Annotated in this window: 19 protein-coding genes; 3 read left to right on the top strand and 16 right to left on the bottom strand. The window is 50.6% G+C overall.

The window, feature by feature from the left end:
• The 12 genes from AC1XUF_RS16240 to AC1XUF_RS16185 are packed head-to-tail and all read right to left on the bottom strand — an operon-like array spanning nt 1 to nt 15,405.
• Nucleotides 1-3,285: a hypothetical protein gene (locus tag AC1XUF_RS16240; protein ID WP_483342871.1), complete on the bottom strand. Its 3,285-nt coding sequence runs from the start codon at nt 3,283-3,285 to the stop codon at nt 1-3.
• Nucleotides 3,286-3,328: 43 nt separating this feature from the next.
• Nucleotides 3,329-7,339 (bottom strand): hypothetical protein, encoded by a 4,011-nt coding sequence (locus AC1XUF_RS16235; RefSeq protein WP_483342870.1) that lies wholly within the window; start codon nt 7,337-7,339, stop codon nt 3,329-3,331.
• 12 nt (nt 7,340-7,351) lie between these two features.
• Entirely contained in the window at nt 7,352-7,789 is a 438-nt protein-coding gene (locus tag AC1XUF_RS16230) for a GPW/gp25 family protein (protein ID WP_483342869.1), read from the bottom strand.
• Nucleotides 7,790-7,800: 11 nt separating this feature from the next.
• Nucleotides 7,801-8,097, bottom strand: a complete 297-nt coding sequence (locus AC1XUF_RS16225; RefSeq protein WP_483342868.1) for a PAAR domain-containing protein — start codon at nt 8,095-8,097, stop codon at nt 7,801-7,803.
• Nucleotides 8,098-8,145: 48 nt separating this feature from the next.
• Nucleotides 8,146-9,924 (bottom strand): phage baseplate assembly protein V, encoded by a 1,779-nt coding sequence (locus tag AC1XUF_RS16220; RefSeq protein ID WP_483342867.1) that lies wholly within the window; start codon nt 9,922-9,924, stop codon nt 8,146-8,148.
• A gap of 31 nt (nt 9,925-9,955) precedes the next feature.
• Entirely contained in the window at nt 9,956-10,717 is a 762-nt protein-coding gene (locus AC1XUF_RS16215; protein ID WP_483342866.1) for a CIS tube protein, read from the bottom strand.
• Between the two features lie 2 nt (nt 10,718-10,719).
• A complete protein-coding gene (locus AC1XUF_RS16210; protein WP_483342865.1) occupies nt 10,720-10,911 on the bottom strand; it encodes a DUF5908 family protein in 192 nt (63 codons plus the stop codon).
• A 14-nt stretch (nt 10,912-10,925) separates the two neighbouring features.
• Nucleotides 10,926-11,381, bottom strand: coding sequence for a phage tail protein (locus AC1XUF_RS16205; protein WP_483342863.1), 456 nt, complete (start codon nt 11,379-11,381; stop codon nt 10,926-10,928).
• 11 nt (nt 11,382-11,392) lie between these two features.
• Complete coding sequence (locus AC1XUF_RS16200) at nt 11,393-11,869, bottom strand: phage tail protein (protein ID WP_483342862.1); 477 nt, start codon at nt 11,867-11,869, stop codon at nt 11,393-11,395.
• Nucleotides 11,870-11,905: 36 nt separating this feature from the next.
• Nucleotides 11,906-13,654 carry a phage tail sheath family protein gene (locus tag AC1XUF_RS16195; protein WP_483342861.1) on the bottom strand — a complete coding sequence of 583 codons (1,749 nt, stop codon included), beginning with the start codon at nt 13,652-13,654 and terminating at the stop codon, nt 11,906-11,908.
• 29 nt (nt 13,655-13,683) lie between these two features.
• A complete protein-coding gene (locus tag AC1XUF_RS16190) occupies nt 13,684-14,787 on the bottom strand; it encodes a hypothetical protein (RefSeq protein ID WP_483342860.1) in 1,104 nt (367 codons plus the stop codon).
• A 33-nt stretch (nt 14,788-14,820) separates the two neighbouring features.
• Nucleotides 14,821-15,405, bottom strand: a complete 585-nt coding sequence (locus tag AC1XUF_RS16185; RefSeq protein ID WP_483342859.1) for a Pvc16 family protein — start codon at nt 15,403-15,405, stop codon at nt 14,821-14,823.
• Nucleotides 15,406-15,835: 430 nt separating this feature from the next.
• Between AC1XUF_RS16185 and AC1XUF_RS16180 the strand changes: the two genes are divergently transcribed.
• The 3 genes from AC1XUF_RS16180 (at nt 15,836) to AC1XUF_RS16170 (ending at nt 20,710) form a co-directional block, all read left to right on the top strand.
• The gene (locus tag AC1XUF_RS16180; RefSeq protein WP_483342858.1) at nt 15,836-19,444 is read left to right on the top strand and encodes a T9SS type A sorting domain-containing protein; all 3,609 of its coding nucleotides are present in this window, start codon (nt 15,836-15,838) and stop codon (nt 19,442-19,444) included.
• Between the two features lie 62 nt (nt 19,445-19,506).
• Complete coding sequence (locus tag AC1XUF_RS16175; RefSeq protein ID WP_483342857.1) at nt 19,507-19,683, top strand: DUF3606 domain-containing protein; 177 nt, start codon at nt 19,507-19,509, stop codon at nt 19,681-19,683.
• A gap of 103 nt (nt 19,684-19,786) precedes the next feature.
• Complete coding sequence (locus AC1XUF_RS16170; protein ID WP_483342856.1) at nt 19,787-20,710, top strand: ROK family protein; 924 nt, start codon at nt 19,787-19,789, stop codon at nt 20,708-20,710.
• Here the strand turns inward: AC1XUF_RS16170 and AC1XUF_RS16165 are convergent.
• From AC1XUF_RS16165 to AC1XUF_RS16150, 4 genes are all read right to left on the bottom strand, one after another.
• Entirely contained in the window at nt 20,700-21,581 is an 882-nt protein-coding gene (locus AC1XUF_RS16165) for a lysylphosphatidylglycerol synthase transmembrane domain-containing protein (RefSeq protein ID WP_483342855.1), read from the bottom strand. The two genes, AC1XUF_RS16170 and AC1XUF_RS16165, sit on opposite strands and share 11 nt — an antisense overlap.
• Nucleotides 21,582-21,586: 5 nt before the next feature.
• Nucleotides 21,587-23,251 (bottom strand): ArnT family glycosyltransferase, encoded by a 1,665-nt coding sequence (locus AC1XUF_RS16160; protein ID WP_483342854.1) that lies wholly within the window; start codon nt 23,249-23,251, stop codon nt 21,587-21,589.
• On the bottom strand, nt 23,248-24,276 hold the full coding sequence (locus AC1XUF_RS16155) for a glycosyltransferase family 2 protein (RefSeq protein WP_483342853.1): 1,029 nt from the start codon (nt 24,274-24,276) through the stop codon (nt 23,248-23,250). Before AC1XUF_RS16155 ends, AC1XUF_RS16160 begins: the two co-directional genes overlap by 4 nt.
• 138 nt (nt 24,277-24,414) lie before the next feature.
• Nucleotides 24,415-26,253, bottom strand: a complete 1,839-nt coding sequence (locus AC1XUF_RS16150; protein WP_483342852.1) for an alkaline phosphatase — start codon at nt 26,251-26,253, stop codon at nt 24,415-24,417.
• Nucleotides 26,254-26,280 lie beyond the last annotated feature (27 nt).

The following is a 26,280-nucleotide window of genomic DNA, read 5'->3' as shown; positions in this document are numbered from 1 at the left end:
TCAATACTTGTTTAAAAGTTCGATAAGTGCATTTGCTGCTTTTCTGAGGTCAAAGCTTTCGGCCGCCGGATCAGTCTTCACATTCAGCCAGCCGTAGTAAGTTTCCTCAAAATCGATCATTTTCGTCCGGTCGAGCTTCACGACCCTGGGCATCACATGCGCTGGTACTTCCATCCTCACAAGCTGCTCAAAGTGGGCATATTGGGCCGGGATTTTGAAGCGGTCAACCCAATCCGGCACCACCAGTGTGATCTGAAACGAATAGGCGTCCAACCCGCCGAAATCCGCGGACAGCGACCTCGGGGTGAGGATCGAATAATCTTTGTCGAGCGGGCGAAGGAGGATATGTTCGATCACATGGAAATTGTCGCTGCTGCATGGGTCTTCTACAAAATCTGTTATTTTCCGTAAGAACTTCGACGCTTCCTCTTTTGAATCAAAGGGCTCGGAAAGCATCACGGCGTTGTCGAAAGCCGCCGCAAAACCACTGCCGGCCGGGCCGCTTACTTCCTGCTCCCAGAAGCCGGCATACCAGCGTGTGCCATTGTCGTCCGAAACCACGCTATAATGGTCGGTATCTGCGGATTGTGACAAAAACCGGTCTCCCTCTGTATGAGCCGAATCGACCTGGCTGAACAATGCCGTGCTGGTCATCCAGAATGTCGGGCTGTCTTGCTCTGATTTGATCCCAAAACGGTATCTGCGCGATTTCCCGACCATTTCCAGTTTGGCATCCATCACAAATCGCGGTAGTACGCTGACGGTCCGGCGGGACCATTCTTTGATGCCCAGCTGGGCCAGCACACGTCTTTTGAAGCCCTCAATGTTATCACAATCCCAGAAATGCCGGTTATCGTCTTCCGGTTCGGCCTGGTAATTGAAGCCGCGTCCCCGCAGGCTGCCCAGCGAAGGCAGCTGTTTGAGAAACCGCCTCTTATCTTTCAGCCAGTCTTTTACACCCTCATCGCTGTCTGCAGCGTCTTCGAGGGGGTTTTCTATATTGAATAATGCAAAGGCATAATCCGTAAATGCTTCTCCGAAACGGGCCAGCAGATGGTCCAGGATCTGGTTTTGGCGAAGCTTGTAAGTGATATCACTTCCTTTGGCGAGCTTTTCCAATGATTGTACGTAGGCATTGGCCGGATCGTTTTTGAACGTTTCCCAATCCTCGCCCGGGGCCAGGCCGGAAAAGAGTGTTTTAACAAACGGTATCTCATACAACGTCTGGTAGAGCGACATTTTTTCTATTGGTTTTTCGATCGAAAGCGCCTCGCGCACCTGGGCCAGTTGCGCCAGATAATTGGCCAGGATCTGGTCGAAAAACATTAAAAAGCCTTTCAGCTGCTTCACCTGTGCTTTCCGAAGCGATGTTTCTGTGGAGACAATGCCTTCCCGCCCAATGTGATAAGTACGGGGGAATTCTTCCTGAATGCTGGTGTAATCGGCCAGGTCGTCGCGCCGGGTTCCGCTGGGTAATGCCAGGTCCATACTCCCCGTCCGGTCGATCTTTGCATTTTGGGCGCGTAATTGTTCCAGCCGGTCCTGCACTTCCCATTCAATGGAATCATTGAGGGAAACGGGGCGGCCGCCTTTTGTAAATAGCACCGAAGAACATGTATCATTCCAATCGGTCGTCGGCTGACAGTCGCAATCGAATTTCAGGCACCATTCATCGCTGCTGGTTTTCTCGCCACATTTTTTAATGACGAGCTTTTGAACCCTTACCACATTTTCAACCCGCGAAATCACCTGGAAAAGGTCCGATTTGTAGATCGTCCTGCGCCAGTCGGCCGCGGCGAGCTCGGTATCATCGATAAACCCATGCGTAAGTCTTGGACCCTCGAATACCTGGCTGGAGTCGTACGACTTTTCAGTCGCATCCAGCAGGATACCTTCGTAATCCGGCATCATTTCGGCTCCCACAGCCTGGGCGACTTCGGTTTTCCAATTCGATAAGCCGGTCAACAATTTTCCGCGCAACGGTTCAAGGTCAGCCAATACATCTGCGGGCAGGTCAGCGTCTACCAGTTGTTCAAAAGAAGCATTGGAAAGCGTGAAAGTGGCATATTTGTCCATCATTTCCTGCAAGCTGTACATCTTCACCGAGGGCGACAAAAATTCCTCCACCGCATAGCGGATATCGGCATACACCTGCACCAGGTCGGCACCCGGTGTCACTTCGATCGTAGTTTGAATGCCCAGCCCGACTGTTTCTATGACTTTGATATCCGGATTAAAATCCTCGCACAATGCCCGGTTTTCATGCAGCTTTGCGAGGGCGGTTTTGCGGATTTTGTCTTCCTGAGCCTGGCAATCCTCTTCCAATTGCAGGTAAATTTTGTAGATACCATTTGGCGAGAAAAGCTTGTATTTTGTTTCTTCCTTCTTTTCGGTTATCAGGCTGCTTTTGATCAGATAAGCTGTTAAAAACGGATGTACTATTTCGTCCTGAAATGCTGGATTCACCTGCAAAAAAGTATCCAGCATATCCCACGCACTTGTTTTCACTGGGAGTCGTTCGGCATTCGGCAAGGTCCAATAAGCCGTTAATTGTATGCGGAGCAGCCTAATGATGTCCAGAAAACTCAGGGCAGGCGCCAGGGCCTTCTGATAGCCATCATCAAATTTTGTTCTCGCCCAGTTTTCTATCTCGGAAAAACGGTTTTCAATCAGGAACAGGATCAGCGCTTTGCGTTTGTCACCAGTCGGCTTGGAGTCCTCGGACAAGCTTTTATCAAAAAAATCGGTTACTGCCTGCTGAAAATCCGGCTTGCTCAAAGTCTCCAGCGTTTCCACGGCATTGGGTTCGAATGTTAGCGACGGCATGGTTGGATCACCCTTTGAAAATTCCTCCAAATATCGTCGTAAGCCGGGAATATCCAGCATGTCGGCTTTCTTTCCGAAATCGATCTGAACCAGCACATCTTCCTTTTTGCTTTTTTTGATCCACGCATTTTTTACGCCCTCAATATCAATCAGTATTTTCCTGAAATCGAGCGCGGTCACCGGCGCATTGGGCAGGATCTCGCCGGCCGTGAAAAAAGATTTGTAATCGATACCTGGCGCAAACACGTCGGCATTGGGCAATTGGGTACGGTAACCCAGGTCCGTCAGAGCGTAGCAAAGCACTTCCAGGATGGTGATGCCGGGATCGTGGCTGTTGAAATCGGTCCAGACCGAAGAGCCCAGTCTTTCCAGGTGGCGCAGACCTTCCCGGCGGAGCAACTGGTAATTCATGCCGGGAGGGTAATTCAATATTTTCGGAACTGTCAGTGTCGTAGCCATTTTGAGAGGTGATAATCTGGTAATCAATGATGTATTGAGAAACTTAACAGCCGCAGTCTTCGCAGCCATCCTCCCCCGCTATCAGGATCTGGTGATCCAGCACATTGGGATTATCCTCGTTCAGCATATCGAGGTAAGTGGTCAGCAGCGACCTGGAAGTAAAAGGTTCAATGGTTTCAACTTCCTCAAAATCAATGAGCGCCTCCTTGTTCTCCGCCGTTTCGCGATCAGGGAAATGCTTCACTTTTATTCCTAAAACCACGTCTACATAATCCAGATTTTCCAGGAAGCGCAGCAATTCGACCGTATAAATGCGGATCCCGAAAACCAGCGGGCTCTGCTCGTCGGTCGCCCAGGGTGCCAGAAATGCTTTCAGGTCGCCGTTGAGCTGCTTTTTGTAAAATAACTCTTCCTTACCCGGCCTGAACTTAACGCATATCTGTAAACGCACGGGCTCGAAGATGGCATTGCGGATCAATAACCTGCCGTCGTGATCGCAGCCGCAATCCGAATCTTTGGTGCAGCAGCAAACCACGCCTCCATGCTGCTGGTTGATAAAATAGGTGTTGAGCTTATTCAAAAACCTTTCTATTTCTTCCAGGTCGCCTGCATTGAAAATCGGATAAAATTTGGTGTCGCCTGTCATGTTCGCCGGATAAGGCACCACGCCCAATGTCACATAACCGGGCTGGTGTACATCCCTGTCGCGCGTATGCGGCAGACATTTGACCAAAGACACTCTGGGGAAATGTTCAAGCGTCAGCCGCTCGTAATCCCAAACCGTGATCGCCCTGTTTTTATGCCGGAGCCGTTCGTGGATGCGCCGGTAATAGGCAGGCTGGTCGCTGGCTTCGGCATGGAGGCCATCAAACGAAATAAACGGCTGTTCCACTTTGGAAATACTGGCATCGCGGAAACGCTGCTGGGTAATGCTCGATGCGGGCAAACCTTTGTCGATATGGGCCAGGTCGTTGTTGTTATTTTCAAAGATCGCGGTACCGGCCTGGGCAAAAATGTCTTTCAATTGCGGCAGAGCGTCCAGGCTGATTTTCAGGACCGGATCCTCGGTGGCGGATGCCTGCAGCCAGTACAGATCTTTCCGGCCATTTTCGCCCAGCGCAAGCGTATTGCCATTGTTGATGTCGGCGGGGATCTGGAAACGGATGATGCCCGTTTTGCGCAGGCCAAGGGTTTCGTCGCTCAGGATAAATTGCGGCGGAATCCGAACCCACACATTTTCGCGCAGGTATGACCATACTATTTCATCGGGGGCGATCCGGTCGGGGTTGCCGGTGCCCTCCGCGAAATGGAAAAGCAAGGAAAGAGTTTGTCCGGGAAGGATGTCCTGGATACCCAGCCGCAGATTACCATCGGCTGTTTTGGTTTCGGGAATTGCGGGCTTTGGCGAACCCATTGGCGCATCATACGCCGGAAGCATGCGGTCTGGAATGAGTGTTCTCTTTCTCGCCTCCGCGTAACCACCCAGATAATCAATGTGATAAAGTTTATCCACGGAGGCTTCTCCTGCGATCTTGATGGTTACGGGCTCCGTTGTGTAACTCACCGAAATGCTTTCGCTAGGTAATTTCAGAACATTAACCTGATTGTCTGCCCCGGTGGGAAAAATAACAATGTCTTTCCTGAAAAAGGCGTGTGGCGTAGTTACCTTGTAAGCGACGGGTGATGTAAGGTCGAAATTGAACAAGTCGATATTTTCAGCTTCGGATCTCTGAAAAACGTCATTGCTCTTCTGATTCATCTTCATGATCATTCGTTCGTGGTCTTCGCCGGGAAGGGGTAATGTCAGAACCGGTTGCCTGACTTTTTTCACCGACAGTTCCGGCGCAATTACATAAAGCGAAAACCTTGAATCGTTCAGATTATTACCAATCAGCGGTATTTCTGATGTGGGTGTATAGGAGGTATCCCCCAGTTGAATGCTTACATTTTTCAGGTTATTGTTGCTGGTTTGCAACGTCAGGCTCTGGAAGTTAGCTGCCTCAATATCGTTCAGATCTGTTCCGCTTCTTAAGGTAAATCGCAGAAAAGGCAAGCCGCCAGGTACCCAGGGGTCATTTGCTACGGGTACGATATCCGGAAATGAAGGTGGGAGAATCAACTGGGCCGGATTAGCCGCAAAAGACTTTTCTACACTGCCTCTTATCGTTATCGGATCCAGTAAAATATTCAGGTTACCACCCGCTGTACCAAATTTCTTACCCCTGACCGTAATCGATTTAATATCCTCAGTTCTCCTTGCTGTTTCCAAAACAATGTCGAATGGAACTCTGGAATCAAATAGGTCCGCGCCGCTGATCGTGATGGATCCATCATCGATAACGGCCTTACCTGAGAAGAAAAAAGTCTTAACCTTGCTCTCGTTAAAGGAAATGTTGGATACCCTTCCAAAAAAGGCACGTGAATTGTCATCCCCGGTTTTGAATTCGGCAGCACCGGCCACCTGCCCATTGGCATCAATATACAGGTTCCCAATGATCGAACTTTTAACCTCCTGAACTCCTCCTTCAAAATCTGCATTGGACGATAACTTAAGATCAAATGCAATAGCCGCCGCCGGGGCCGGTATGCTTTCAATTTTCTCTTTGGTACTGATGGCAATATCGAATAGGCCTAATACTTTTTCATCAATCCCGCCGATTGTGATCTGCCTGATCCCTCCTTTCGCCAGGTACAATTCAGGAGATGAAATCAAAAATCCGGGTTTACCAATGATCCGGGTTGCTTCTTCTGCGATTTTTAAAACTTCGGGGGACTTAAATGCTTCTTTACCAATTATTCTGGTCAGCAGATTGGTTTTCGCAACCAGCTTTTTGTACAAACCCGCCCCCCAGAACGAGTGCCACAGTTTTCTCCCTTTTGGAAAAGCCAGCTTCCAGCCGTCTTTCCGGTCGGCGAATGGCAGCGCAATGGGGATCAGATCGGCACTTTCGTCTTTGTGAAAATACAGGTTTTGTTTCTCTACAAGTAACGCCTTGTTCAAGATCAATTCGTCCGCCAGCCCATACAACAGGTCGTCGCCGTTTTTGTCTTTCCCTGCGAGAAAAAGCGTGTCTTTGCCCAACCGGTATGATTCCAGGTCATTGGCAATTTCAAACACCAGATGAACGCGGTCCGGGATCTCGCGGCGCTCCTGCAAACGCAATACGTCCCGATAGTAATAGTCGAGGTGTTTGCCGACCATACCATTCAATTCTGCCTGATGGTAACGGCGGAACAACAGGCAGAACGACAGGAACAACGCGATATGGGGCGGATGATCGCCTCTTTGATTGACCGTCAACTGAAACGCTTTCTGCGCTTTGGAAACGATCAAGGTCAAGACTTTGAAAAAATCCAGGAACAAGCGCCAGAGCTCTGCCTGGTCTTTGTGGGTGATCTGCCGGTAATCGATACAGTTCAGAAAATCGTGGACGGTGAGGCCCCAGGTCTCGGGGTCGGCGATCAATGGTGCGTATTGGTCAATGAGCTGATTGTCATTGCTGATTCCCTTGTGGTAGCTGATCAGCTGTGCCAGCGGGTGGTCGAATTTTTTGTTGCCCTGCCCGAGCCCCAGTTTCCCCTGGATCAACGCGCCTACCTCGATACGGAACGGATGGTTTTGGGGCAGCTTTCCATAAATGTCCTCGATGCGGACCGCTACTTCAAATATCTGCACGACCAAGGCGTGCAGCTTTACGAGCGCCTTTTCGCAATAAGGTATGCCTTCTTTTTTCTTTTCCTGTTTGCAGGCTTTCACGAAGTCCAGCTCGGCGCTTCGGAATTTCACCTGCAGCTCATTCAGATCGGTGGCGGCAACGATGGCCAGCAATGTGCTGATGTCCTGCTCCCAAAACGAAGTCCAGTCGCCGTCGGGATAGTTGTCCTGGTTCCAATAGCGGACCTGTTTGGCATATTCACCGGCAAAGGCGAGCAGGTCGGCCATGTTGCGGTCGTCGAGTATCAGGTTCTCGGGAAGTATTGCTTTCAGCAGCCGCTCGCGTTGGGTAGTACCCTGACGTTCAAGCGGGTGTACGGATTTTTGCGGATAGGACATAGCCTTGGTTTATTAAAAATCTACGTTGGTGCCTTCCTGGTAATAGAAGGGATAAACCTTGTTGAAGCGGGTGTTGGTACTGCGCACGATGTAGCTGATCAGAATGTCCAGCCTGCCTTCGAGCTCATCGGGCGTGATCGCCAGTTTGTCGAGCTTGATGCGCGGCTCGTGCAGCTGGATGCCCTCTTTGAGCATATCTTCCAAAAGCGAGAGCAGCGATACGTTGACAGGCGCGAAGACATAATCTTCGAGGTTGCATCCATAATCCATGGTAATGCGCCTTTCCTTAAGACTGGTACTGAACAGGATACAAAGGCTTTGCCAGATGTCCACCTCATCCGACACCATTACCGAAGTATGCGTTACTTTGGAAAACTGCGGGGGAAAACCCCAGCCGGTGCCCAGAAAGCTTTTGCGTTCGGGGGCTTCTGAAAACAAATTTGTGTCCATGTAAGCAAGTGTTAATCTCCTATTGATACATTCGGTGAACCCACCGCTACTTTGCCTCCGTGCAGGGTAGGGTCGTTGACCCTCGCAGCGCCTTTGGCATTAAAAAAGACGGACAGCGAACCTTTCAGGATACGATTGGGGCTGCCGGGACAGACGCAGGTATCCAATTCCGTGGCCGCCATCACCCCGTTGATAAAGACGGTCCGCTGTCCTGCCACCTGGATCGCCCCGCCTACGTGCGTACCCCCGCCGCCTTCCAGCGGTGCCGGGCATTGCTGCAAATCGTTCATTCTGGCTGCTGCACCCATTATTTCTTTGTTGTTTGATGATAAAATGGTCAGTACATACGGTACATTTTACGGATCATTGAGCCGCACCTGCTTTCCCTTGATGGACACAACCTGCTTGGATTCGATCGATATACTGGCTTCGCTCACCATGGCGATCCCGGCGGAGGAAAGTTTGATCGAACTCTCTTTGTCCTTGATTTCAATTTTGCCGTCTGTGTCATGGAGTACAATGGTGTAGCCTTCCTTTGTTTTGAGTTCGATGCTTTTTTTACTGTCATCAAAAACCATCTGCATACCGTTTTTGGCAAAAATCCCTTTCTCGAAGTTGTCATCGCTGGTTTTAACAGGCGCGGGAAATTTTTTGCTATGCAATGAACCCAGAACAATCGCGTCGTTTGGATCATCATTGATAAAGCCGAGGATGACTTCGTCCCCTTTTTCGGGACGGAAAACAAATCCCCGCTTTTCGCCGGCCGTCAATGTCGCCAAGCGTGCCCAAATGCCCTCATTACTTCCTCCCTGGCTGGCGATAAAAGGAATCTTGACCTTGATACGCTGGTCGCCCGGCTGGGTATCGCCCCCGATTTTCGTCACAACGCCCACATGCAACCCGCGGATCGCAGGGAGCAGCCCCGAGGCGTCGGGCATGGCGATTTCCGGAGCTGTCTGTGATAATGTTTTGATCGAGAGGCCAAATTGGATGTCTGTCTGCCAGGTACCATCGTGTACCTGGTGCAGCACGCCCGTCACCAGGTGCTTGCCATTGAAACGCGCTGCTACTTTTTTCAACTCAATGGTTTGCATCACTTTGAAGTTTCTGCCACGCACCCTGGCCCTCCCGCGTACCTGCGATAATTCGGCCCTCCTTTTGCATCCTTTGGCCCAGGAGCTGAGTTCTTCGGTGGCCATATCACCACCATGGAACATACCCGGTTTCTGGTTTTTATAAAGTACATCCGGGAAATGGTGCGTCGCGTCTTCAGCGCCGAGGTCTATGCCCACGGCACTGGCTGCCGCGGATACTGCACCGCCCAATGCGCTTGCTGCCGAACCCAATCCGCCTCCCCCTCCCGAGTTCCCGGATCCTTTTTCGGAAGCCATTTTTTGCTGGGTGCTGTCCCAACTCGCTGTTTCCACATCCGGAAAGTGTGTTCGGGCATCCATTTCCGCTTCAAAATCAATGATTTCCTCGCCCCAGGTGACGGCAAAATCGGCTTTGGCGGCAACTTCTGGCTTCATAATGCTCACTTTGCCATCCTGGCACCATACCACCAGCCCGTTGGCCTCGGCCCGCATGACCAGAAAGTCCCAGTCGGTGCAATGGTACTGAACCAGCTCGGGATGCGTGTAGCCGGTATCTGCCAGGTCGCCGGCGGTGATCCCGTTTCCACTGTATTTCTGCAAAATTTCCCTGAAAATATCCTTGTCCGTTTTTTGAACGAAATATTTGCTCTGGCGTACCAGGGTCATCCGGATGGCTGCATCGTTGCACACCAGTTCCAACGCCGAGCCCCGGCCATGCAGCACACTGATCGCGTGCCGCACCACCAACCCTTTGAAAATACTTTCGGTTTTGTTCTGGTAACCCAGCTGGATTTCGGCCATTTTACCAGGCACAAAATGCGGTGAGCCGCTTTTGGCAAAGGTGCCCTTTTCAACCTTGCCATCAGAAATAATCAGCTTGGCCGACGGGACCTTGTTCAGTTCGCGGTAGATGGACAGCGAAACCAGGCCACCCGGGTTCTGGGTCACATCTTTGCCGTCCATTTTCAACGTAACACTGACGGTATGGGTTGGAGAGCTGGGCGCGCTGTCCAGTGATGGAATCGAAGGAAGTCCGGCCATTTTTTGCGTAATAAAAATTGAAATTGTTGTCTTAATCTGCCACTGGCGGAAATTGCAGGGATATGCCCGGTTTCAACTTCCTGAAATTCGTGAGCTTGTTGACCTTCGCCACTTCGAGGTAATAGTCGGGCTTTTCATAAATTTCCGTACACAGGTTCAGCAGGGTGTCGCTGGCTTTTACTTCTCTAGTCCTGGTCAGGTCCGGGGACAGCAGCGACATTGCCGCCGCCGCCGCGTTGGGCATTTTGAACTCGAGTAATTTCAGGTTCACTTCCACCCTGAGCGGTAGCCCGGAGGAATGGAAAAGCGTGAAATTTTGTGTCATTTCCTGCAAAATCCCGAGAAAAACCAGTTTTCCCCAGTTCACCATGATAAACGGCGGACGGTGCGACTCGTCCTGCACGCCGTAGACAACCAACTGCAACTGGGCCAGTTTGGCCGTCACAAATGCGAGCTGGGCATCGGGTCCGCCGGCTGCAAGTGCCTGGGAAACCGCATCGATGGCCTGCTTGGGAATCGGTACCACGCCGGTTCCGTCGATGGTGAATTTGAGGTCAAGCACCTCCGGCTCCACCGAATTGAACTGCGATTCGGTCTTTTCTTTTGCCGCACCGGATTCCGACGGCGTATTGTATTTGATCTTGAACTGCCGCTGGTATTGCTCCGGGTTGATCGGCAGTTCAAAAACGCCGCCGCCAAGGGTTTGCAATACAGAGCTGGCAACGGCAAGCGGCGAACTGGTATCCAGGTGGATCGACGCCAGCCTCAATTTGTTCACATAAGCCTTTTCCATAATTACCGTTCTTTTTGTCGTTCCAGAATCGCCAGTACCTGCCTTACGCAAGACTCGATGATCGCTTTGTCAGCTTCCTCGCGGATATCGGCGGCAGGGTGTCCGGTCTGGGCATTGCCGCCTTTTTTACCATTTGTATCAGGGGCCGATTCGTTCACGTTGGCCCTTATGACCAGTTCTTTTATATCTACCATTTGTACTTGTTCCGTTAGCCGGGAAATGATTTGGTAAAATACTGGTACTGCATTTCGATGGTCTCGATGGCCAGCTCATTGTTCATGGCATTGAATGCCGAAACCGACCACTTGACCGGGTAAGCCCGGGTTATGTGCCAGGCCGCCAACGGGTTGGTAAGGGAATCGGGCCTGCCGGGATCCAGAAGAAATATATCCAGGTTTTTGGGACTGAACGAAAATTCTTCGATGGCCTGGCTGCACCAGTTCAACAGGGGCGAGCTGATTTTGAGCCCCCTTTTGAGCACCAGCTTGTCTGAGGTAGTCCTCACAGGTAACTGGTGCACAAAACGGTTTTCGCCGCCTTCCTTCAGGGCCAATGTCTCCAGGGTCATGCTCAGGCCCGTTACCTCCTGAAAGTCGGCCTCCGCCTCAGGGAAACCGTCGATGGTTACTTTGAAATAAAAGCTGACCGGTGGATAAAAGGCCATGATGCGGGTGATTAATGATAGGAAACAGTAACACCTTCGTGGGCCAGCTCAATGGTTTCAATGGATACCTCGTTGCCGTCGGCCTTCATGTCGCTGAACTGGACTTTGACCGGGAAGGCATTGGAAAGGTTCCATGAAATCACCTCTACCGCCGCTTCGTCCATCAGCGTGATGTTGACCGTCCGGCGGTAACCTTTGCGTTTGACGACAGAAGTATCCTTGGCATTTTCGCCGCCGTCGATCCAGTCGTAAAAGTCGTGAATGCCTTTGAATACGCCCCGTTTCATCACCACATTGCTGAATTTCCGGAGACCTGCCATTTTTCTTTTCGATAGGTTTATGTCAATGCCGTCGCGGTATTCGATCGGGTCGACCTGGTAATCAAGGCCGGTGACTTCGGTAAAACCGATCTCGGTTTCTTTCGAAAGATTATCCCATTTTACTTTAAAACGGAATTTAGGAACTGGATAAAATATGTTATCTGCCATGATAAGCTAGTATTTAATATTTTGACTATGTGGAACTTATGCCGCGCTGGCCTGGAACTTATGCTCGTAACGCAGGATAATAAATTCAGCCGGCCGCGCCACGCGCAACTTGATTTCGACAATCATGCGGCCTTCCAGGATATCCACGTCGGTCATTGTTTCAGGCAAGCCTACATTTACCTGAAACGCTTCGTTCGTGGTATTTCCAAACAGCCCTCCGGATTTCCAGATCTCGGTCAGGAAGTTGGTGATCATGGCCTTCACCTTGATCCAGCTGTCGCGCGTGTTGGGGGCAAAAATGAAATCCTGCATGGCACGCGCAATGGAATCTTCAATAAAGCAAAAAGTACGGCGGACGGACACATAACGCCATTCCAGGTCATTGCCAACCAGGGTACGTGCGCCAAAAACCAGTATCCCTTTTCCTTCATAAGCGCGGATTGCGTTCACCGACTTACCCGAGGCTGCATCGACGTTCAGGTCTGCATGAAAATCGTCGTCGATCTCCACAGTGGGGCTGATTACGGCTGCCAGTCCAATGTTGGCCGGTGCTTTCCACACGCCCTGTGTGGCGTCGGTCTGTACCATGATCCCGGACATTGCCGCGCTTGGCGGAAGGGTTACCGGCACTGCGTTGATCGCCTCTTTAATCTTGTTGAATAACAGGTTATTAGTGGTCTCAAATGTTGCCATTTTAGTGCCTGCTGGGATAAAGTGTGCAGCGGTGAATTTGTCTTCTATGACTTTCTGGTCTGCTTCAAAAGCATTCTCTTTATCCTTTGCAACCTTTTCGAAATCGTCGAATGCGGCCTTGGTATCCGCTTTTACCGTGTCAACTGTTGCCCCAGGCTTGTCGAGAGCGGCGGTGACGCTGTCAGGCATCGTCAGGAATTTTTCTCGTGCCAGCTTCTGAAGTTCAAGTTTCAATGCCTTTACATCAGCGGCCGCGGTTGCCGTGATCGCCGCTTTAATGAGTGCTATGGCATCCAATTGAGGTTTAAGCTGATCAAGGGCCTGGGCTCTGATGAGTAACCCGCTGGTAAATGCGTGGTGCGAAGTGATAGTCACGAATTTCGGATCGAACTTGTAATCGATCGTGGTGTCCAGCAAAGGATAGTAAGCAGCGCCATATTTCAGGTTGATGTTTTTAACGATCGGTGTCCGGAAATTAGCTGTGATGTCGCTTATATCCTTGTTCTTGTCATCGACATCGATCAGTGTTACCCGGTTGATCATTTTGGTGCAATGTTCCAATGCTTTGGGAACCAAAGTCCCATAATAATCAGCGTCGGTTAAATTCTTGCAGGCATCAGGAAAGGATAAAATAGTGATATCCTTCGCCAGTTTCGCGGCATCCACACCTTTGATCAGGTCCCCTACGCTCACTATTCCACCAGCCTGGCTGCCAACCGCGATGATAAAACAAGGTCCTCCACCATTGGCATAATACAACTGCATGGCATAATGCATCCTGAATTTGAATTCCTGATCGGGAACCACTTTAACATCAATCCTGACTGTTTTGGTGACGTCGAGATCATCCACCACTTCCAGCAGCTTAATATCGATTTGCTTGTCGGGAGAGGTACCAAAATAATCCTGATACTCCCGCATATTGCGGATGCGCACGGGTTTCAGCGTCACGTCGGCGCCGTTTTTATTGGCGAACTCGGTGTAGCCAATGAAACAAGGCACTGCACTGGGTACAACGCCGATCGATGGTGGCAGAGTAGGCACCTCGAGTGTGATCACGCCGGGCATCCGGGTATCTGGTAATGCAGCCATAATGTATTCTTTTTAAGTGTTTACGGATGTTAGATATTAAAATAGATCAGCGATTGATCGCCCCTGATATTGACTGTCGAGATGTCGGGCACGGGCAGCTTGGCAAAATTGCTGTTTCCTCTGATGCTCAGTTCAACCACAGGCGGGCGGTGTTCCAGGATCGGGATCGGGACGTTGCTGGCGAATACAAACACATTTTCGATGGAATCCTTGTTACTGTCCATCATTTGTCTGATCGTTGTTTTAAGCTTCTCGCCCAGTTCGGCTTCTTCCAGCCGGGTAAATTTTACCCCCTGGGGCGACTCGGTGTCATTGCTGTGCCTGGCAAAAGAAAGTTTGATATCGTCCCTGGTCCCGTACGGCACTTTTTTATTTTTGACATCAACCAGCACATACTGCCAGCCAAACTTACGGTATTGAATATACGTGATGTAATTTGTCCCGGGATTTACGGTTTGGTCAAGGTATAAATCCATCACCCCGAAGAACGGCCTGCTACCTGCAACCTCATCATTGGCGAGAAAAACTGGTGGCGATTCACCTGCAATCTCGGGCGGCAGCCGGTAAAGGCCGGGTCCCGGCAGGCTGATCTCCGCCATTTCCTGGTCCGGCTTAACAGGTACCGGCGGCAATGGCTGCCATTTCCTTCCGGGCAAAAGCTGATCGATTAACAGTTGGTCCACCTGGCCCTTTGCTACATCCACATTGAATCGCTCGGTACTGACACGCGGCAAAGCGTCCTTTTCCGACAATTTTTCGTCCCTGGTCAGCCTGGGAAGCAGCTGCCCGTCGGCCTCATGAAGGTTAGTGAGGTAAAATTGCTTCACCGAAACCATTTCCTGCGGGTTGACTTCCCAGGAGAACTGGCTCACATTCCATAAAAGCGGGTTGTTCAGGTACACCAGGAACGTAAAACAAACCGCAGCGTCCAATGCCGTTTCCGGAGCGCCCCCGTCCATCTTCCGCATGATCATTGTGCGGTCGGCGGCATGGCGCAGGACGAGCCCGTGCCGCTGCAATGCTTCCGAACACGACCTGGTCGGCACCAGCGTGAAATCATTGCTCCTGCCGTTCTGGTAATAGGCATGCTCAAACGAAACGGAGCATAGCACCTGATATTCAATATGAAGCATATCAATCAGCGTTTTTACGAAACTAACCTTGCATCAATTAAGATGCTCTACGTTATCGATCTGTGTGATCACATCTGCACCGGTCAGCGGTGATTGCTGCACATAAAGCAGCCTGGCCTTGTAAAGTACCGAAGGCATGGAATGTCCTCCGAGAACCGTCCACAGGTTATGCAAATTCTCAAAACCGATGTTATGAATGGTAAACGTCAGCTTGTGTGTGTTACTGAATTCGTCGGTATAAGTAATATGCTGGTTGGCCTGAAAAAACTGTAAAACCAGTCCGAGATGTTTCAGAGCCTCGCTGTATAATTTGAAGTTCGCGGAAAACAGCAAATACAGGTTCAAATGCAGGGCTGGTTTCTGAAAAATCGCCACCGATTGTTCCTGGCGTACCGGATAATTGTTTTTGAGGCTGTTCTCTTCTTCCAGGCTGATGAGCGTCAATACCAGCCGGTCCTGCATGGTATCGTCCGTCTCCTGCTGTTTCTCGTGCCTTGCGATATCGGCGAGGACCAGTGTTTCCAGGATCCCCGACCCTCCGCCGTTGAGTACCGTCTTGGGCAGAAGCACAAAGTCGTTAAAACGGGTGACGATTTCTTTCAGACAATTTTCCAGCATGGTAACGATTTGTGTTTAGCAAAGTAATGTTCAAACTCCCGATGTACCTGGTTCCCTGGCCTGCAAACGATGAGATGTGTAAGCCGCTGCAAATGGTTAGTCGTGAAAAACTCAAATCGGGTAACACAGAAGATCAAATATTTTTAGCCCGCAATAAAAATCGGATCCTGCTGATTGACCGATATGCTATTTGAAGAGTGGGTAGACGAATGAAGAGAGTGGGTCGCCTTACATTTGTGATGACCAAATATAGTATGAGGAAATCCATAAAAAACTAAAACATTCCAATTCTTATTTAACGGTTGGTTCCTCTAATGACTGATTCGCGATTTGGTAAGTAGTAAAAATTCCGAAAATAATTTTCCGAAAGCTGTTACCTACAGGCGGTCCGGTGCTATATACCTCTGAAACAATCAACCGCAAACCGCTCATGAGAAAATTGTACTTATTACTTGTCATACTGGCCGCTCCATTCTTCGTCAATGCCCAGACAATGGAAATTTGCGGGTCCGATGTACCGGCTGGCTGGATATCGATAGCTGTGAAACCATCCTATTGCGCAATTAACGGAGGTTATCACTACATCGGCCGCACAATTATGCGGATTGACGGGCTTGCGCCCGGAACTGTCCTTAACATCTGCGGCTCGGATGTACCGGCTGGCTGGATTTCAATTGGTGTTAACCCCCAGTACTGTACCCAGGTGGGCGGCTATAATTACATTGGAAAAACAATCAAGAAAATTGAAGGGCTGCCAACCGGGACGGTTCTGGACATTTGCGGCTCTGACGTACCGGCAGGCTGGATCTCAACCGCGGTTAAACCCAACTACTGCACACAGGTAGGTGGCTATCATTTTATCGGAAAAACCATCCGAAAAATCGAAGGCGCGCCAGCCGGAACCGTCCTTGATATTTGTGGTTCCGATGTACCCGAAGGCTGGGTTTCAACTGCTGTGAAGCCCAGTTATTGCACGCAGGTCGGCGGGTATCACTACATTGGCAAGACTATAAAAAAAATAGACGGGCTCCCGATCGGAACCATTGTTAACGTCTGCGGCTCCACACCTCCGAAAGATTGGATACGAATCGCCGTTTCGGGATCATGTTCGCAAGTGGGCGGTTACAATTTCACGGGTGCCACCATCCAGAAGATCAGTGGTGTTGTAGGCCAGAACATTACCTTCAACCCTCTTCCAGCGATGACTTATGGTTCTGCCGATTTCACACCTGTGGCATCAGCTAGTTCCGGGCTTCCGGTTTCGTTCAGCAGCAGCAACCCGGCGATTGCCGGTATTGTCAATGGCCGGATCCGTATTTACGGCGTGGGACAAACTTACATCACTGCATCCCAGGCCGGAAATTCGGCCTACACGGCCGCATCTGATGTATTGCAATTGCTCACAGTCAGTAAAGCGGGGCAGGTGATTATCTTCCCCCCCATCGCCGCCAAGCCATTTCTGACCGCCGATTTTGATCCGGGCGCAACGGCTTCCTCACAGCTTCCGATTAATTATACCAGTAGCAACACCTCGGTTGCGACGATCGCGGCCGGGAAAATTCACATTGTCGGGACTGGTACCACAACCATTACTGCTTTTCAGGGTGGAAATGAAAATTATTTCGGAGCCATGTACGTTGCCCAGCAACTCACGGTTAGCAAAGACAACCAGGTGATCACCTTCGCGGCTTTACCAGTAAAAATAACCGGGTCGGCCAACTTCTCGCCAGCAGCTACCTCATCCTCGGGCTTACCAGTAACCTACACCAGCAGCAACACTGCCGTGGCAACGATTGTCAGTCAGAAAATACGGATCGTAGGTATTGGAACTTCTGTAATAACGGCTTCGCAGGCCGGGAACGATGCCTATAACGCCGCTGCCAATGTCGCTCAGACACTCACAGTCAAGTCACCGCAGACCATCACTTTCGACAAGCTTGCCGACAAGACGTTTGGTGCGGCAGATTTTTTGCCGGCAGCTAAGGCAAGTTCTGGCCTACCCGTAAGCTTTGCCAGCAGTAATGCCAACGTAGCAACCGTCGTCAACGGAAAGATCCACCTTGTCGGTGCTGGTATTACCACTATTGTCGCTTCTCAGTCCGGAAACGGATCATTTGCACCCGCTCCCACTGTGTCGCAGCCACTGACGGTCAATAAAGGAACTCAAACCATCACCTTCAAGGCTATTCCCCCCAAAGCGCCTGGTGAAGCAGATTTTACACCCGGTGCGGTTGCCACTTCGGGCCTTTCGGTTACTTACACCACCAGTGATCAGGCCATCGCCACGATCGTCGGCGGAAAAGTACATATCGTTAAGGCAGGGACCGTAACGATTACCGCTTCACAGGCCGGAAATGAATCCTTTTATGCGGCTCCCAATGTCGCCCAACAATTGACCATAACCAAAGCAGTACAGACCATTACATTCAAAGCAATTCCTGCAAAGCAGGTAGGGACACCCGACTTCGACCCTGGTGCAACCGCCAGCTCAGGACTCAAAGTTTCTTACACCAGCAGTGATCCGGCCGTCGCCACGATCGTCGGCGGAAAAGTACATATCGTTAAGGCAGGGACCGTAACGATTACCGCTTCACAGGCCGGAAATGAATCCTTTTATGCGGCTCCCAATGTCGCCCAACAGTTGACCTTAACCAAAGCGGTACAGACCATTACATTCAAAGCAATTCCTGCAAAGCAGATGGGGACACCGGACTTCGACCCTGGTGCAACCGCCAGCTCGGGACTCAAAGTTTCTTACACCAGCAGCAATCCCGACGTCGCGACAGTGGTGAATGGCAAAGTGCATTTGATTAAACCAGGCACGTCTACGATTACGGCAACCCAAAATGGGAACGCGACTTTTCTGGCAGCAGCCCAAGTTGCCCAATTGCTGACGGTCAAAAAAGGCGATCAAACGATCACCTTTAAGGCCATTCCCACACAACTGGTTGGTGTAGCAGATTTTGACCCTGGCGCGGTCGCAAGCTCAGGGCTCAAAGTTACTTATACCAGCAGTGATCCTGCGGTAGCGACAATTGTGAACAACAAAATTCATGTGATCAAAGAAGGTCTCACTACCATTGGTGCTACCCAGACCGGAGACGCCAGTTTTCAGGCAGCGCCAAAAGTCAATCAAACCTTGGTAGTCAAACAAACCAGCCAGACCATCACCTTCCAGGCGATCCCGGACAAACTGGTGGGGGACCCGGATTTCACACTGGTGGCCAGTGCAAGCTCGAAACTGCCTGTTACATTCACGAGCAGCGATAAATCGGTAGCTACGGTCGTGAACGGGAAAATCCATATCCTCAAAAAGGGTTTTACCAATATCGTTGCCTCACAGCCCGGAAACGCAATTTATAGTGCCGCCCCTACGGTAAGTCGTATGCTGTCGGTCAAAAAAGCCACGCAGACCATCACCTTCAAAGCCTTGCCCAACAAAGTCGTCGGAGCGCCCGATTTTTCTCCCGGCGCAACAGCCAGCTCGGGATTGCCGGTAACCTATCAAAGCAGCACGACTGCGGTAGCGACGATTTTGAACGGGAAAATTCACATGCTCAAAGCCGGCTCCACGATCATTACCGCATCGCAGGCAGGCAATGATTTTTATGAGCCAGCCAGTATTCAAACGCAGAAATTAACAGTCACCAAACCGAACGCCGCCCCACAACCGGTTTTTTCAACATTTGAGGAAGACACGGTACTTGTTCTCGGCTTGCCTGAAGATTCGGCTTCTGAAAGCGCCCGCCGCGAAAGCGTTGAGGTGATCGAAACGCCAAAACCCTTGAAATACAATGTATATCCCAACCCTGCATTCCATATGATCACGATTGAAAGCGAAGGTAGCGAGGGTATCTTGCCAGACCAGCCAATCCCGATCAGAATTTATGATAACAGCGGAAAGTGTGTCAGGGAACTTCAGACTACCCACAAAAAGAAGGTATCCGTTCCATTAGAAAATATCCCCGAAGGTCTCTATCTGATCAGGATCGGAAACGGTAAAACAGAAACCGTGAGACATATCACGATCCGGCATTAGCACCGGTTTTGGCCGCGGTACGGTTTTTATCATCAGGTTCATATCACTAAACCATCGCAGACATGGCTGATGACAAAACCAAACAGGGGCCTGCGGATAGCGGCCGGATCAACATCAATGAGGATTACGAGGTTTCTTATTGGACCAAAACACTTGGGGTTTCCAAAGAGGCGTTGAAAGAGGCTGTCGGAAAAGCCGGCACCTCTGCGAAAGCGGTAAGGGAACATTTGAACAAGTAGTGGTCCGGTTATTCAAAAAAGTTAGGGCTTCACCCGTGGTAAAATAGCCATGCGTGGGGCCTTTTACGTATTGTAATCAAATATATTCTTCAAAAGCATTTTCATGAGTGACCCAAATTACCTGTCGATCGAGATAGGCGGAACTAAGCTGCAGTTAATTATTTACTCCTCTTCGGGCGTCATTGTGGATCAATGGCGGGTAGCCATTGATCAGGAGGAAGGTTCGGAAGGGATTTTGAATCACATTAAAAATATCCAGGGTGAAATCTCCGGAAAAACATTGCTCAGTGGTGTGGGCGTGGGTTTTGGGGGGCCGGTCAATGCGCAGAGCGGTCGCATCGGTGTTTCCCACCAGATTTCGGGCTGGATGGATTTTGACCTTTCGGGCTGGCTGCACGATGTATTCGGCGTGCCGGTCAGGATTGATAACGACGCGAATGTGGCCGCGTTGGGGGAAGCCTTTTATGGGGCGGGAAAAGGACATCAGACGGTTTTTTATATGACACTCGGCAGCGGTGTCGGCGGCGGGCTGGTGCAGGACGGACGACTGTACCACGGTCGCCATCCTGGTGAAGCTGAAATCGGGCAGCTGCGGATGACGCTCGAAGGAGCAACCTTTGAATCCCTTTGCTCAGGCTGGGCCATTGATGCCCAGATCCGGGAAGCGGTAATGCAAAATCCTGAAAGCCATCTTGCTAAACTGCACAAAGCATCGACAGCCCGCGGGGGTGAGGCAAAATACCTCATACCTGCTTTCGAAGAACATTGCCCTGTGGCCATCGGCATCCTGGACAAACTCAGCAGGCATATTGCCTGGGGGTTATCGCATGTAACGCATTTGTTCCATCCGGATGTGCTGATCCTGGGAGGCGGCCTCTCCCATCTGGGCGAGACATTGCGCGGGATGGTCGACGAGAGATTACAGGCCTTCGTCATGCAAGCCTTTTATCCGACACCGAAAGTGGAATTGTCGTTCCTGAAAGAACAGGCCGTACCAATGGGCGCGCTCGTGCTGATCAGGGATTAGGAAAATCCGGGTGTCCGGAACCAAACGCTGCTTTCCTGCGAAAATGAATGAGAATGGCCAGGCTTCCGGTAACGGCAGTGAGTGTAACGATGATGTCGAAAAGCACACTCACCGCCACGGCTGCCTGTGTGGTAATCTGTAATAATTCCGAACCTTTCAGAAAAACGACCTCCCGCACCCCCACCCCGCCCATGCTGATAGGGAAGATGGTCGCCACGGACGAGATCAGGAAAAGGAGGTTATACTTTTTAAAATCGGCGTAAACCTGTACAGCATACAACAGGATGCAAACGCTGACGATCTGACTTACCTGTACCAACAGGGATAGAAAAAAAAGGCTGTCGAGTTTGGGCAAAATTACAGCGAACCAGCGCCGCATGGCCCACCAGGAAGCCAGGGCAATCAGAATAACCGATATCAATGCTAAAACCCGGAATGTGCCCGGGAAGTAAAACTGCGAAAAAAGGATGGTCAGGACCACGAGGACAATAAAACCCGTCAGCCTGTCCAGAAGTAAGGCGCGGGTAAACAGCATTGAACTTTGGCCCGGGAAGCGCCGTTTGAGATCGATCAGTTTATAAGCATCGCCTCCCAGTCCGCCCGGAAGGAACATGCCGTAAAACATGCTCACCCAGTTCAAAAGAAGCCCGGTCCGTTTCGACAAAGGCACACCCAACTGGTTCAAAATGAGCGTCAGACGAAATGAACCGGCCACCCGGGACGCCAGGTAGGGCAAAAAAGCCCAGGCAAACGTGAGCTTGTCAGCCCCGTCGATCGCCCTGGCCAGGCTCTCCCTGTCGGTCTGGACAAAAACCCAATAAAGTAAAAGCGCCGTGCCCAGGAGCTTTGCCGCCCATTTTAAGTACTGCATCAATCTCATATCTTTTTGAGATGGACAAGCCCGATATTTTCGCAGGCTTTCTGCCGGGTTGCCGGGTTCACGAAACCGGCCCGTAATTTAGCAGTGTCAAAATCGGGGAACAAATAGGATTCCCTTATTTCCAGCCCCGTTTCATGGGCGCGTTCATGAATATGCCCGATTGGGCCAGCTATCCAAAAATCGGTTTCGGTAGCGAATGTCTTCGCATTTGCGATACTGAAAAAGTAGGATGAATAGTAGTTCATGCTCGGACTCGCCCAGTCAAGGATAAAAACCTTGTTTTCCGGGATTTCCATTTTCCTGATTCTCGCCGCAATGTGATACCCCGCCTGGTAATCCTGGATCTGAAAGTAGAAATTCCCGTTCATCAGGACATTTGCAAACAATGAGGCACTCAGCGAAACTTTAACCAACCTGTCCGTCAGGTTCTTGTTAAACCTCCATTCGTAAACTAGGAGCGCAAGGGCCGGCATACTCAGCGCCACAACACTCACCGCTTTGACTCGAAAAAGATAAAAGTTAATGAACAACCCCGACAGCACCATGGTAACGGCCACAAATTGCTGCACGGCCATCGCCCATTTACCCTCCGCAGATCCAGCCCTGATTTTCCCCAGTTCCCCTGCGATCAGGATCGAAAAAAACGGGAACAGGATATTCAGGTAATGCGGCAGTTTGAAATGGGAGGAAGAAAGGATAGCAAACATGATCACGATAGTCGCCCAGCTCATCACCTCTCCTCCAGCCACTGGCGCAAATCTCGTCCGGAACAATTCAGACCCTTTCCTGAAAACGGCCCAATATCCCAGCAAACACCAAGGCAGCAACGCCCAGAGCAACGAATGAAAAAACAGGAAAGGATCGTCTGCCCCGGAACTCCCCCAGTTTACACCCTGAAAACGTTCTGTATTCTGGGAAAACAAAATGAATAAAACACCCGAAATATGGGTCATGCCCCGGATTACTTTTTCCGGGTGGAGATCATATTGCAAGTAATAGCAATACAATACCGGACTGATAAAAACAAAGAACAGCGGTACGGCCCAAAGCCAGCGCAGCGACCGGATGAAACGCCAGTTGCGGGTATATAGCACCTGCGATCCCACCGCAATAACGGGTACTGCCGCGCCTGCCATCCCCTTGGTGGCAAATGCAAGGGCCAGGAACAAAGTCCCGGTGACCAGCCGGTCGGTCCGGTCGGTAAGGATGTATTCATACAAAAGCCAGGTTGCCGAAATGATGAAAGACAACAGGATCGCGTCCATCCGTACATCGTTATGGGCCAGTATATAGGCTTGTGTAGAGACCAGGATCAAAACGGCGTGGATCGCGGCAGGGCGGCCATAAAATCTTTGAGCGAGCCGAAAAGTCGCGTAGATACCCGGAGCGGCCAGGATAATGCTCGGCAACTTGTACGACCACGTGCCCACCCCCAGCAACTCGTCGCCAAGTGCTGAAAGCCAGAATAACAGATGTGGTTTATCCAGGTAGTCTTTGCCCTGATCAATAAGCGATACATAATCGCCCGTCAGGTACATATGCATGCCGATCAACGCATGGTGCGCACTGTCGTTGTCGAAAAGCGGCACCTGCAAACCCAAAAAATAAATGACCGCAATGAGGGCTACGTACACGTATGGAAGATAAACCGGCTGTTTCATTGATTAAATTCTAAGTCCTCCGAAATAGCGCTTTCTTTCTTCCGAAATATCCTTCTTACCAGATAGGGTACCTTTCCCGAACCTTCGTAATAAATCCGCATTTGAATTTCCGCCATCAAACCCAACAGGACGATCACTGTTCCCGTCGAGAGCAGCATCAGGCCCGACAGCACCCAGATTTTATCAAAATGTCCCATGAAAACGAAACCCGCACCCTGGTAAAGAACGGTTAAGAAGCCCGCCAGCGTCGCAACACCGCCAATCAGGCCGAAAAGGTGGATCGGCTTCTTTGCCCAGCGCTGCATGTAGAGCATTAGCAGCAGGTCGCTCATTACCCTGGTCGTCCTCCCGAGCCCGTATTTGGATTTCCCGAAAAGCCGCCGGTGGTGCCTGACCGGCAACTCGGTCATTTTGGCGCCGATGATATGGGCAAGTACCGGGATGAAGCGGTGCAATTCCCCGTAAAGTCCCAGGTTTTGAGCTACTTCCCTTTTGAATATTTTCAAAGTGCATCCGTAGTCTTTAAGATGCACGCCGGTGAGCTTACGGATCATCCAATTGGCAATCCTGCTCGGCAGCCTCCGGAAAAGCCAGCCATCGAGGCGATTGGCGCGGTACCCGGCTACAATGTCCCAGTTTCCGTTCATAGCCCGCACCAGCAGCCGCACAATATCTTCTGGGTCATTCTGCAGGTCGCCGTCCAGTGTAGCCACGTATTTGCCTTTCGCAGCCGCGATTCCGGCTGCCATCGCGCTGGTTTGCCCGTAGTTACGCATCAGTACCACCACACTCAGTCTTTCGTCCAGATCCTGCCGGAGCAGTTGCACCGTCTGGTCGGACGAACCATCGTCGACCGCGATAATTTCATAATCATATCCTGATAATGCCTGCCTGATTGCCCTCAAAAGATGCAGTACATTGTCCTGTTCATTAAACAGCGGGATCACTACAGAAAGCAATTTGGGCCTATCCTCAAAGTTTCTGTTAAAATGGTCGACCTGGTAAGAAAGTTTACCGGATTTCATCTGTACCAAAAAGTTACCAGTTAAAGATTTCCATTGCAGGTGTCAGAGCAGTCGTAACTGCGGTTTCGAAGGGAAAAACATGGAAAACTGCCTGTTGGTTTGGGCATTTTTCATCCATAACAATTTGATAACAGGCCGTTATTTTTTCCGGTATTTTTCAAAAACGGAGAGAATTTTCGAATAGATCGCCGTGTTTTCGTAAACGCCCCTGAAATCCAGGGAATGCGGTCCGTATGCAAAGACGGGCACCATGATCGCGGTATGGTCGCCCGTGCTGAAATGGCCGTCGACATATCCTTTCCGGATATCGCCGTCCAATAGCGTAAGGCCGCCGGTTTCATGGTCCGCGGTGACCACAACGAGCGTTTTTCCGTCCAGATCGGCCAGACGCATGGCTTCGCCCACGAGCTTGTCGAAATCGAGCATTTCGGTCACAACATAGGAAACCAGATTTGCGTGGCCGCCATAATCGATCTGCGCGCCTTCGGCCATGATAAAGCTGCCTGCCTTGTTCGGGGACAGGGAGCGAAAGGTTTTTTGCAACGCGGGAATCAGGAAATCTACCCTGCCTTTCTCCACGGAAACCACTTTCGAATCGTCCAGCAATACAAAAGGTGCTGTCATCTGATCCAGATCCGCCCATTTCTCCGAAAACTGCACGCCTTTCAGCCGCAGGGAATCAGCTACCCTGCCATTTGTAAATTTCGCGGCTCCTCCACCGATCAGGATACTTACCGGGGATTTGAGAAAGTCATGAGCGATCCCGTCTTCGAGCTCACGGTAAGGCTGGTGCCCATAAAACGCTGCGGGCGTCGCATCCGTGATGCTGCCGGCGGAAATAAGGCCCGATTGGACTCCGAAAATTTTCAGTTTGTCGGGCAGATTGGGTATCGCCACAAAATTGCTATCCACGCCAATCGCCCGGTTCCTGGTTTTCTCGCCTATCGCCATGGCTGTGGCACCAGCGGCGGAATCAGTGATATAACTATCTGATGCATTGGTTTTTGAAAAACCAATATTCAGCATTTTAGTCAAATTGAGGTTTCCACGGTTGGCCGTGACGCCCGAATAAATTTGCGCAAGGCCCATACCGTCGCCAATGAGCAAAATCACATTTTTCACTTCCGTGCGGCTGTCGTTGTTACGATAGGTGGGTTCGTAGGGTTTGTAAGCCTCTTTGGCTATGTATTCCGAACCGGGGCGGTTGCGGAGGTAAGCGCCCAGTTCTTCCACGTGGTCGGTATTGATGTAGTCGATACCCAGGTTCATGAGCATTTTCCACGCATTGATCTGGTCCGGCGTCGCCCAGAGACGGATTTTCTTTCCCTGCGCATGCGCCTGCCCGATTACATTTTCGATGGCTTTCCGGTCTTTTTCAATCAGGATACCCTTTCCGTTCCAGCGGGAATAATTGGAAAATGACTGACTGATCAGTCCTACCCTGGCAAGCTGAGCAGCGGTGTACTGAATCTCCGGCCGACCGTCGTAAAAAATATAAGCCGGGTATTTTTCAAAGTCAGCGGGTACCGGTGAATTACCGCTCAAAACAACTTTGACCGGTCCTTTCGGCACCAGTATCTGTTCGTATTTTCTCAGCTCTTTAACCAATACGGGCATCGTCTCGGCCGCGGATGTTTTTAAATCGATCAATAACTGGATCGTCTGTCCGGTTTGCGGGTAAACCCGGCCATTGTTCTTTGTGATCATCGAAGCCAATGGATTGAGGTACAGGCTGCTCAGTGTCCTGTCGGGCCGCATATCTGCTTTCTGATGCGCCACAAAAAGGGTATCATTCCTTACGATCACATCGGCCTCTACGGAACCGAATTGCTGATAATAAGCAGAATAAAACGGTATATGTTGCTCATAATCATTGTGGGAATGTGCCTGTGCTGCTGTATAAGGGTGGCTGGTCTGTGCCCGCACAAAAAATGGAATGAACAAAAACAAAAAGGCAATGCAATGAAGAGATTTCATGAAGTACTCAGTTGAAACAGAAAGAAT

Source organism: Dyadobacter sp. HNCC25DJ185 (assembly GCF_056895195.1).
This window is presented reverse-complemented; position numbering and strand designations above follow the sequence as displayed.